Source organism: Streptomyces sp. ISL-1, from assembly GCF_018614585.1.
Taxonomy (GTDB): domain Bacteria; phylum Actinomycetota; class Actinomycetes; order Streptomycetales; family Streptomycetaceae; genus Streptomyces; species Streptomyces maoxianensis.
Map to the genome: position 1 here is coordinate 83,326 of NZ_JAGGOI010000009.1, position 7,998 is coordinate 91,323.

The following is a 7,998-nucleotide window of genomic DNA, read 5'->3' on the forward strand; positions in this document are numbered from 1 at the left end:
CGCGAGCCGTGACGACCGGTGCGGGTGGTGTCCGCTGGGTCGGGACGGCGTTCAGCAGTTCCTGGCCCGTGGCCGGGTCGCGTGTCGACGGCCGATGCACCGGGTGAGGCTCCCTTCGTCAAGCCCCCGAACAGACCCCACCCAACGCGATCACCATCACACCCGTCTATGACGTGCGCCACACGGGGCAACCTTCACAGGTTTCCGTGCGTCGCGAACACGTCGGGTCCTGGCGAGCGGGCAGTGGGCCACCTGTGAATCGGCCGTGAACCGGCAGCGCACCCGCGAGCGATAGAGAGGGCGTGAGACTGATGCGCCCCACGGGGGGAGACCAGGACGACGACGCGGTGCTGCTGCGTGCCGTCGCGCGCGGGGACACGGAAGCGCTGGCCGCGCTCTACGACCGGCACGCCGGCTGGCTGCACGCCCGTCTGACGCGCCGCTGCGCGGACCCGGAGACGGTACGAGAAGTGCTCCAGGACACCTTCGTCACGGCGTGGCGGTCCGCCGCCTCGCACCGCAGCGGCGAGGCCGGCGGCTGGCTGTGGGTGATCGCCGCGCGGCGGCTGGTCGACGCGCAGCGGGCACGGGCCCGCGAAGCCCGCGCGGACCGGGTCCTCCACGAGCCCGCCACGGCCACGCCCTCCGCGGAGGAGAGGGTGCTGGCCGGTCTGGAGTACGGGGACGTGGGCGCCGCACTCGACCGGATCTCGCCGGAGCTGCGGGAGGTACTGCGCGCCACCGTCATCGACGGGCTGACGACACGCGAGACCGCGCGGCTGCTTGGCATACCGGAGGGCACGGTCAAGACCCGGGCGTTGCGTGCCCGCCGCGAGCTGCGTGCCGCGCTGGCTCAACTGGCGCCCGACACAAATGCGTTGGGAGGCACGGCGTGAACACGTGGCATGTGAGTGGGCAGCTGGCGGCACAGTACGCGTCTGGCTCGGCCGCCGAGCCGGACGCCTGGTCTCTGGAGAAGCACGTCGAATCGTGCGGACCGTGCGCGACCCGGGTCTCGGCGGCTGTGCGGGCGGGCACGGCGGGCCCGGTACTGGCGGTTGTCCGGGCGGCGGTGCTGTCGAGCGCGACGGCACCGGCGGCGTCACGCACCGGAGTGCGGTGGGGCGGGCGCACGCGGGTGGCCGGGGCGCGGGAGCCTGCGGGCACGGGCTGGGCTCCTCGGGCGTGGCCGGGGTTGCCGGCTCGCATGGTGTGGGCCGCAGGGCCCGCGTTGCGAGGCGCCTGGCTGATGGCGCTGCTCCTGGTGACCGCCGGTGCGCTCATCCTCGCGTACGGCGCGCACTTCGGCGGCGCCCGCCCGCTGCTGCTCGCGGTGGCGCCGGTGCTGCCGCTCGCCGGGGTGGGGCTCTCGTACGGGCGCCACGCGGATCCGCTGCACGAGGTCGCCGCGGCGACCCCGTCCGGCGGACTGCGGCTGTTGCTGACCCGGACCGCGGCCGTGCTGGCGGTCAGCGTCCCGCTGCTGACGACGGCCGGCGCGCTGCTGCCCGCTGCGGCGGATGTGCCGGGTGCGGCGGCCTGGCTGCTGCCGGGTCTCGCCCTGACGCTGGCGGCACTGGCGCTCGGCTCGTACGTGGGCTGCGCGGCCGCCGCCGCGGGCCTGGCCTGCGGCTGGCTGGGCGTCGTCGTGGCGCCCGTACTGGCCACACTGCCGCGGGACCTGGCGGGCCAGCTCGAGCGTTACGTCTCGGGGCCCGCCTTGCAGGGCGGCTGGGCCGCGGCTGCCGTGCTGTGCGCGGGGCTGCTCGCCGTACGCCGTTCGTCCTTCGACCATCTGGAGAAGATGTGAGCACCGTAGAGGTCACCGGGCTGACGGTCCGCCACCGCAGGACGGTCGCGCTCGACGCGGTCGCCCTCGGCTTCGGCACCGGCGTACACGGTCTGCTGGGCCCGAACGGCGCCGGTAAAACCTCGCTGATCCGCGTCCTGGCCACGGTGGCCGCACCGGCGGAAGGCCGGGTGGAGCTGCTCGGCCGCGATGTGTCGGGGCACCGGGAGCGGGCGGAGGTGCGGCGGCGGCTGGGCTATCTGCCGCAGGAGTTCGGCTACTACCCGGGATTCACGGTCCGGGAGTTCATCTCGTACGTGGCGTGGCTGAAGGAAATGGCGGCGGAGTCGGTCCCCGGTGCGGTGGAGCGGGCGGTCGAGCGGGTGGGTCTCGCGGACCGCATCGACGCCAAGGTGAAGACGCTGTCGGGCGGGATGGTGCGCCGGGTCGGCATCGCGCAGGCCATCGTGAACGAGCCGGATCTGCTGCTGCTCGACGAGCCGACGGCCGGTCTCGACCCGGAGCAGCGAGTCGAATTCAGAGCACTGCTCATGGAACTGGGCACTGCTTCCACAGTGATCGTCTCCACCCACCTGGTCGAAGACGTGGCGGCCGCTTGCGCGGAGGTGACCCTGATCGAGTCCGGCCGGGTGGCCTACCGGGGCACCACCGCGGAACTGACGGCGCTGGGCGAGGACTCCCTGGAGGAGAGCGCCGGCAACGCGATCGAACGCGGCTACACCGCAGCTCTGCGCGCCCACCGCGCGCTCGCGGGAGCGGGCCGGTGAACACGACCACCCTGAAACGTCCCTCCCCCACCCGTAGCCCCTTCCCCGCACGCGCCGGACACCCGCTGTGCACCGAACTGTTGCACAGTTTCGCACCGTGGGCCGGGGTCGCCGTCCTGTTCACGCTCATGGTGGCCATGGGATCCAAGTCTGCTCAGTGGCAGGGTAGTTGGGGAGAAACCCAGTCCGAGCTGCATATCCTGAGCGCGCTGCTCGGAGGGCCGCTGGCCGCCGCCGCAGGCTGCTGGCAGGGCGGCAGGGAGCGCCGGCGGCATACCGCGGAGCTGCGGGCGACGGCCGCCCGTGGCCCGCTCGCGCAGTTCCTGGTGGCGTCGCTGCCGGTGGCGGCGTGGGTGTCCGCGGGGTACGTGTCCACAGCTGTGGGGGCGCTCCTGGCCACCTGGCCGTATGCGTCGGCAGGCCGCCCGGTCCTCTCCGCGCTGCCGGCGGACGCGGCGTTCCTGGTGGCGTTCACGCTCGTGGGCCACGTCGTCGGACGGCTCGTGGCATGGCGGCCGGCCCCGCCCGTACTGGCCGGCTGCGCGTATGTCGCCCTCGCCGTCCCCACGTACCAGACATCCGGAGTCCGGCATCTCAGCCCGGTCGCCGCGGAGTCCATGAGCCTGTCGCTTCCGGTGTGGTGGCAGCCGCTCGCGATGACGGCGTGGACGGGCGGTCTGGCCGTGGCCGCGGTCCTCGCGTACGCCGCCCGGCGCCGGTACACCGCGTTGCTGCCGCTCGCCGCCGCGACCGCCGCCGCAATGCTTGTCGCACAGACGGGCGACGCCATGTGGCGCGACGACCCGCTCTTCGAGCGGCAGGTGTGCGACACGTCCCTGAGGCCCAACATCTGTGTGAACGCGATGTACAGGGGCCTGCTGCCGAAAGTCTCTGCGGCTCTCTCCGACGTCACGGGCCGGCTCGAAGGCGTCGAGAACCTGCCGGTCCGGTTCGAGGACCTGCCCGGGGAGCCGAAGCCGGACGAGGCCCAGCTGCCCATACTGACTCCGCTCGGCTGGTACGTCGTACGCGGTGAACTGATCAATCCGCAGCAGTACGCGTGGGAGGCCGCCGCCGCGCTGACAGGCATTTCAGTCCAGTGCGAGGCCCGCGGAAACGACGAACGCGCGCACCGGGTCGACAACACCGTGACGGACTGGCTGAGCCCCAACCCCGTACGGGAGGACATGGACGAGCACTCCGAGCGGCAGGCCCGGAAGGGGGGCGACGAGAAGGAGCTCGCCCGTATCAAGGCCGACAAGAAGGCTCTCGCTCATCTGACGTCCATGAGTGACGAGGGCCGTCGCGACTGGCTCACAGGCTACTTCGCGACCGTCGACAGCTGCGACCCGAGCAAGGTGCCCACACTGTGACCGGCTCAGACGGCGAGGCCGCCGCCCCGACCGGCCGCATGCTGTACGCCCGGTCCCGCGGCATCCCCGTCGCCCTCGCCGTACTCGCCGCAACAGCCGGTCTCGCCGTCTGGGCCGCATACGGACTGGACGCGTATCTCGACCCGAAGCGGCGCGTACCGGTGGTGGCGCTCGCACCACTGCTCGCCTCCGCCGTGATCAGCACCAGCTTCCACCAGTACGCCGACGAGCTGGACCGGACGGCCGTGCGCCCCTGGTGGCCCCGGCGGCTGGCCCATTTGCTGGCACTCACCGCGCTCGCGGCGGCCTCCCTCTCGCTCGCGGTGCTCGGGCACACGACGGAGTTCGGTGCGCCGGCGATGGTGCGAAACACCCTGGGGGCGGTGGGCATCGCCACGGCCTCGGCGGCGCTGATCGGCGCGCGGCTGAGCTGGCTGCCGACGTTCGCGTACCTCAGCGCGATCTACCTCGGTGCGCCCGGCGTCCACGGCGGATGGGCCGCGGTGTGGGCCTGGCCCATGCAACCGGGCCAGCAGCCCGCGGCGTGGGCGACGGCGGGAGCGGCCTATGTCGCAGGAGCGGCGCTGTACGCATGGCGCGGGTCCCGCCGCGAGGGGCCGTAGCCCGCCGGGAACCGAACTCACCGGCCCGGAAACCATTTGTCCCGCCCGCCCCACCGCGCCACGATGACCACCGACACGCGTCCGTTCCCTACCGGCCACCCGGAGGTCACCCGCCATGACGCTTCATGTCGACGGACCCGTCACCCTCGACCGGCGGGAGGGGCCCCACGGGGAGGTCGTGCTCAGGCAGCGCGGCGCGCACCACGAGATCATCGCCAATGGGTGCTTCCTCATGGACACCTCCGACGGCCGCTCCGAGCGGCTGCTGATCGACACCGCGTACGAAGCTCTCGCAGCCGCCGGAAAGACCGGCCCCACCCTCCTCATCGGCGGACTCGGCGTCGGCTTCTCCCTCGCCCGCGCCGCCGCCAACCCCCGTTGGGGGCGTATCGCCGTCGTCGAGCGCGAGCAGGCGATCATCGACTGGCACCGCACCGGCCCCCTCGGACAGATCTCCGGCGACGCGCTCGCCGACCCCCGCAGCGTGATCCTGCACACGGACCTCATCGCGTATCTGCGCACGACCACGGACCGCTACGACGCTCTCTGCCTGGACATCGACAACGGACCCGACTGGACCGTCACCGACGACAACGAAAACCTCTACTCGGCGGCCGGACTCGCCGCCTGCCAGGGGCGGTTGGAGCCCGGCGGGATCCTCGCCGTGTGGTCCGCCCAGCCCTCCCCGGCATTTGAGGATGCGTTGCGGAATGCCGGATTCACCGGGGTAACAACCGAAGAGATCCGTGTTGCCCGAGGCGTACCCGACGTCGTCCACCTCGCTGTTCGCCCTGCGTAGCCGGGATGCCGTCACTGCCTTTACGCTGCTGACCTACACACGGGATCTACACCGGCATGCAGCTCGCAAGAACGCGTACAGGGGCGGGGCGATGGAGCAGACACACACCACGCACAACGGCGTTGCGGCCACACCCGGCGCGCAGCGCCGGGTGCTGGTCGTCGAGGACGACTCGACGATCGTCGACGCCATCGCCGCCCGCCTGCGGGCGGAAGGCTTTCTGGTCCAGACGGCGTTGGACGGCCCGGCCGCCGTCGACGCCGCCGAGGCATGGCAGCCCGATCTGATGGTGCTCGACGTGATGCTCCCGGGCTTCGACGGCCTCGAGGTCTGCCGTCGCGTCCAGGCGCAGCGTCCAGTCCCTGTGCTGATGCTCACAGCGCGCGACGACGAGACCGACATGCTCGTCGGTCTCGGCGTGGGCGCCGACGACTACATGACCAAGCCGTTCTCGATGCGCGAGCTTGCTGCCCGGGTGCATGTGCTGCTGCGCCGCGTGGAGCGTGCGGCCCTCGCCGCGGTCACTCCCCGCAGCGGAATCCTGCGCCTCGGCGAGCTGGAGGTTGACCACGCCCAGCGCCGGGTCCGGGTGCGCGGCGAGGACGTACATCTCACACCGACCGAGTTCGACCTGCTGGTCTGCCTGGCGAACACCCCGCGCGCCGTCCTCTCCCGCGAGCAGCTGCTCGCCGAGGTGTGGGACTGGGCCGACGCGTCCGGCACGCGCACCGTCGACAGCCACATCAAGGCCCTGCGCCGGAAGATCGGTGCCGAGCGCATCCGCACCGTCCACGGCGTCGGCTACGCACTGGAGACGCCGGCTCCATGAGACGGCGGCGCTGGGACCGGCTGCCCGGCCGCGGCGGCCGGCGGAGCCGGAACCAGCCGCGGTCCGCCTCCATCGCGATCTCGATCAAGACCAAGCTCGGGACGCTGGTCGTCGTCTCGGTCTTCATCACCACTGGCCTGCTGCTGGTCGCCCTGCGCACCCAGACCGAGGTCCGCTTCATCACCGTCTTCTCGGTGATCGCGACCTTGCTGATCACCCAGTTCGTGGCGCACGGCCTGACGGCGCCGCTGGACGAGATGAACACCGTGGCCAAGGGCATATCTCACGGCGACTACACCCGCAGAGTGCGCGGCGCCGACCGCCGTGACGAACTCGGCGACCTCGCCTCCACCATCAACCGCATGGCCGACGACCTGGAGGCCGTGGACCAGCACCGCAAGGAGCTGGTCGCCAATGTCTCGCACGAGCTGCGCACCCCGATCGCCGCGCTGCGCGCCGTGCTGGAGAACGTCGTCGACGGGGTCTCCGCCGCCGACCCGGAGACGATGCGCACGGCGCTCAAGCAGACGGAACGCCTGGGCCGCCTGGTCGAGACGCTGCTCGACCTGTCCCGGCTCGACAACGGCGTCGTACCGCTCAGAGCCCGCCGCTTCGAGGTGTGGCCGTACCTCTCCGGGGTGCTGAAGGAGGCCAATCTGGCCGCGGTCCAGCGCGGTCTGACCTCCGGCTCCGGCCACCACACCCGTACCGACGTTCATCTGCACCTCGATGTGTCCCCGCCGGAGCTGACCGCCCACGCGGACGCCGAGCGACTGCACCAGGTGGTCGCCAACCTGATCGACAACGCGGTCAAGCACTCCCCGCCGCACGGCCGTGTGACGGTGCGTGCCCGCCGCGGCCCGCAGCCGGAGTCCCTCGACCTGGAAGTGCTGGACGAGGGCCCGGGCATCCCGGAGCCGGAGCGGCACCGGGTCTTCGAACGCTTCAACCGGGGCAGCGTCCCGTCCCCGCACGGCAAGGGCAGCGACGGCGGCACCGGCCTGGGCCTGGCCATCGCGCGCTGGGCGGTCGATCTGCACGGCGGGCGCATCGGGGTGGCCGAATCGTCCCGGGGCTGCCGGATCCAGGTCACCCTTCCGGGGATCCCCTCGGCACGCGGTTGACGTAGGGTTCGAACCGGAAGCGCGCATTCTGCGTGTACGTAGTGAGGACGCGGACTGAAGAAGGCCATACACCGTCGAGGGCACGAGCCGAACCGGGCTGCGGCCGCGGTGTGGCGTACCCGGGGTTGCAGGCGCAGAAGCGGAACCTCGCTTGTTTCCCGCCATTTCCTGCCCCGAAACCCGCCTTCAGGTGTGACTTGCGCGACGATGACCGGCCCCGCCTGCATCTCTCGGCCAGGGAGGCGTAGCCTTTATTTCCGCTGTCCATCACCTTGTGAAGCGGAAGAGGGCGGTTACCGCCGTGTCGTCTCAGTCCCCCAGTAACTCGAGCATCTCGACCGACCAAGGCCGGCAGGGCAAGAACCCTGCCGCCGCGTTCGGTCCCAATGAGTGGCTCGTCGACGAGATCTACCAGCAGTACCTCCAGGACCCCAATTCGGTCGACCGTGCCTGGTGGGACTTCTTCGCCGACTACAAGCCGGGCGGCGCGGTTGCTGCCGCCGCAGGGGCGAAGCCGGTGAGTGAAACCCCCGCCGCGCAGTCCGGCGTCGCAGCCGCGGGGGCTGCGGGTGCCACCGCCGCGGCCCCGGCCGCCCCCAGCGCTCCCGCGCCGTCCGCGAGCAAGCCGGACGGCTCTGCCGCACCGGCCGCACCCGCGGCGCCCCAGCAGGCC

The 7,998-nt window shown here is 72.0% G+C and carries 9 protein-coding genes; all 9 read left to right on the forward strand.

The window, feature by feature from the left end:
- The first annotated feature begins 311 nt into the window (after positions 1-311).
- A complete protein-coding gene (locus tag J7E87_RS09105; protein ID WP_215091882.1) occupies positions 312-896 on the forward strand; it encodes an RNA polymerase sigma factor in 585 nt (194 codons plus the stop codon).
- Positions 893-1,810: a zf-HC2 domain-containing protein gene (locus J7E87_RS09110; protein ID WP_215091884.1), complete on the forward strand. Its 918-nt coding sequence runs from the start codon at positions 893-895 to the stop codon at positions 1,808-1,810. Before J7E87_RS09105 ends, J7E87_RS09110 begins: the two co-directional genes overlap by 4 nt.
- Positions 1,807-2,577 carry an ABC transporter ATP-binding protein gene (locus J7E87_RS09115; protein WP_215091886.1) on the forward strand — a complete coding sequence of 257 codons (771 nt, stop codon included), beginning with the start codon at positions 1,807-1,809 and terminating at the stop codon, positions 2,575-2,577. The genes J7E87_RS09110 and J7E87_RS09115 overlap by 4 nt, the downstream gene beginning before the upstream one ends.
- A complete protein-coding gene (locus tag J7E87_RS09120; protein ID WP_215091888.1) occupies positions 2,574-3,950 on the forward strand; it encodes a hypothetical protein in 1,377 nt (458 codons plus the stop codon). The genes J7E87_RS09115 and J7E87_RS09120 overlap by 4 nt, the downstream gene beginning before the upstream one ends.
- Positions 3,951-3,988: 38 nt before the next feature.
- Positions 3,989-4,573 carry a hypothetical protein gene (locus J7E87_RS09125; protein ID WP_215091915.1) on the forward strand — a complete coding sequence of 195 codons (585 nt, stop codon included), beginning with the start codon at positions 3,989-3,991 and terminating at the stop codon, positions 4,571-4,573.
- 115 nt (positions 4,574-4,688) lie between these two features.
- On the forward strand, positions 4,689-5,372 hold the full coding sequence (locus J7E87_RS09130; RefSeq protein WP_215091895.1) for a spermidine synthase: 684 nt from the start codon (positions 4,689-4,691) through the stop codon (positions 5,370-5,372).
- 91 nt (positions 5,373-5,463) lie between these two features.
- Positions 5,464-6,201, forward strand: coding sequence for a response regulator transcription factor (locus J7E87_RS09135; protein WP_215091897.1), 738 nt, complete (start codon positions 5,464-5,466; stop codon positions 6,199-6,201).
- Complete coding sequence (locus tag J7E87_RS09140; RefSeq protein ID WP_251017178.1) at positions 6,198-7,325, forward strand: HAMP domain-containing sensor histidine kinase; 1,128 nt, start codon at positions 6,198-6,200, stop codon at positions 7,323-7,325. The genes J7E87_RS09135 and J7E87_RS09140 overlap by 4 nt, the downstream gene beginning before the upstream one ends.
- A gap of 301 nt (positions 7,326-7,626) precedes the next feature.
- Positions 7,627-7,998 (forward strand): hypothetical protein (locus tag J7E87_RS09145; protein WP_215091898.1); only part of this gene is annotated, 372 nt, incomplete at its 3' end.

Coding starts and splice junctions, on each gene's coding strand:
- J7E87_RS09105 (WP_215091882.1), top strand. CDS start 312: ATGCGCCCCACGGGGGGAGACCAGGACGACGACGCGGTGCTGCTGCGT.
- J7E87_RS09125 (WP_215091915.1), top strand. CDS start 3,989: ATGCTGTACGCCCGGTCCCGCGGCATCCCCGTCGCCCTCGCCGTACTC.
- J7E87_RS09130 (WP_215091895.1), top strand. CDS start 4,689: ATGACGCTTCATGTCGACGGACCCGTCACCCTCGACCGGCGGGAGGGG.
- J7E87_RS09135 (WP_215091897.1), top strand. CDS start 5,464: ATGGAGCAGACACACACCACGCACAACGGCGTTGCGGCCACACCCGGC.
- J7E87_RS09140 (WP_251017178.1), top strand. CDS start 6,198: ATGAGACGGCGGCGCTGGGACCGGCTGCCCGGCCGCGGCGGCCGGCGG.